This window comes from Gilliamella sp. B2717, from assembly GCF_026536675.1.
GTDB classification, from domain to species: domain Bacteria; phylum Pseudomonadota; class Gammaproteobacteria; order Enterobacterales; family Orbaceae; genus Gilliamella; species Gilliamella apicola_I.
On the sequence record NZ_JAFNNQ010000058.1, the window covers coordinates 1 to 1,101 of the forward strand.

A 1,101-nucleotide genomic window follows, 5' to 3' on the forward strand; every position below is an offset into this window, starting at 1 on the left:
CCCAATATCTGTAAGGGGACATCTTGATACCAGGCTCGGTGCTGTGTTTGTCGGTCAAAGATGACATCCACTAATTTTATATAGGGCTAACGTTCATCATTAACTTTGAGCTGAATAAAATAATGATTAAGCTTGTGATAGAGATCAAAAAATAGATGAAAGTCCCCAATCTATTGATCGGGGAAAAAATTAAATTAATTTCTCATTGTTAAGCAATACAATGATATTTTCTTTTCCTAGCTCTGAGCGTAAAAGATCTGCTATTTCTGATGTATTCATTTCCGGAAAGGATTTATCATTTACCGATACCATAAAATATGATCTAGCACCTTCTAAACCAAATTCTTCAGCAATTAATAACTTACTTTCTAGAGAATATCTTTTCTGATTATCACTAATAAACTCTAATTGTTTTCGTTCTAAAATTGGTGAAGCCAAATAAATAATATATGATTTATCAAAAATATCTTTATAATCTGATTTAACCTTACTAATTTTTTTATTTAATAACTCTGCATCTAATGTTGTATAGCATGTTATATCTATTGCCATAATATTTATCTCACTTAATTCTAGTTATATTTCCTGATTTATCTATAACAATTATTTTATCCAATCCTTTAATCTCCCATTTAGAAAACTGTTCTTCAAGAGCATCTATCGTCACTTTAGAATCAGATATATTAATAACTACATTGTTTGTTTGCCCCTTAAGCACTTTATCTTCAACGCCAGCCCAAATATTCCTAACATTATTTGAACTTGGAGCATAGTTATCAAATATTTCACCATTAATTTTGTAATCTGGGTTTTTTATTCCTGATGTAATGGGATTCTGTTCCACATGATAACCATTCTTTGAAAGAATTTGAGCACTTTCATTTTCTCTTATAATTGAGCGTATATTTTCAGAAGTACTTGAAAGTGGTATTTCAGTTGGTTTGCCGGTTAAAGATCCTCTCTCTCCCTTTTCAACAAAATTATTCCAATTAATCTCATCTAATTCAATCTCTAACGCTTCAATTTTATAATGTACTTTCGTTCTGACTTCAGTGCCGGTTATTTTGATGCGGGCGTATTTTAATAAGCGTAGTGAACGGG

At 30.8% G+C, this 1,101-nt stretch carries 1 protein-coding gene and 1 pseudogene; both read right to left on the reverse strand.

What is annotated here, in order from left to right; all coding sequences use genetic code 11:
* Positions 1-189: 189 nt before the first annotated feature.
* The gene (locus J3U35_RS06550; protein ID WP_267360336.1) at positions 190-552 is read right to left on the reverse strand and encodes a hypothetical protein; all 363 of its coding nucleotides are present in this window, start codon (positions 550-552) and stop codon (positions 190-192) included.
* A gap of 10 nt (positions 553-562) precedes the next feature.
* A pseudogene (locus tag J3U35_RS06555) lies at positions 563-1,101 on the reverse strand (hypothetical protein); the annotation flags it as partial.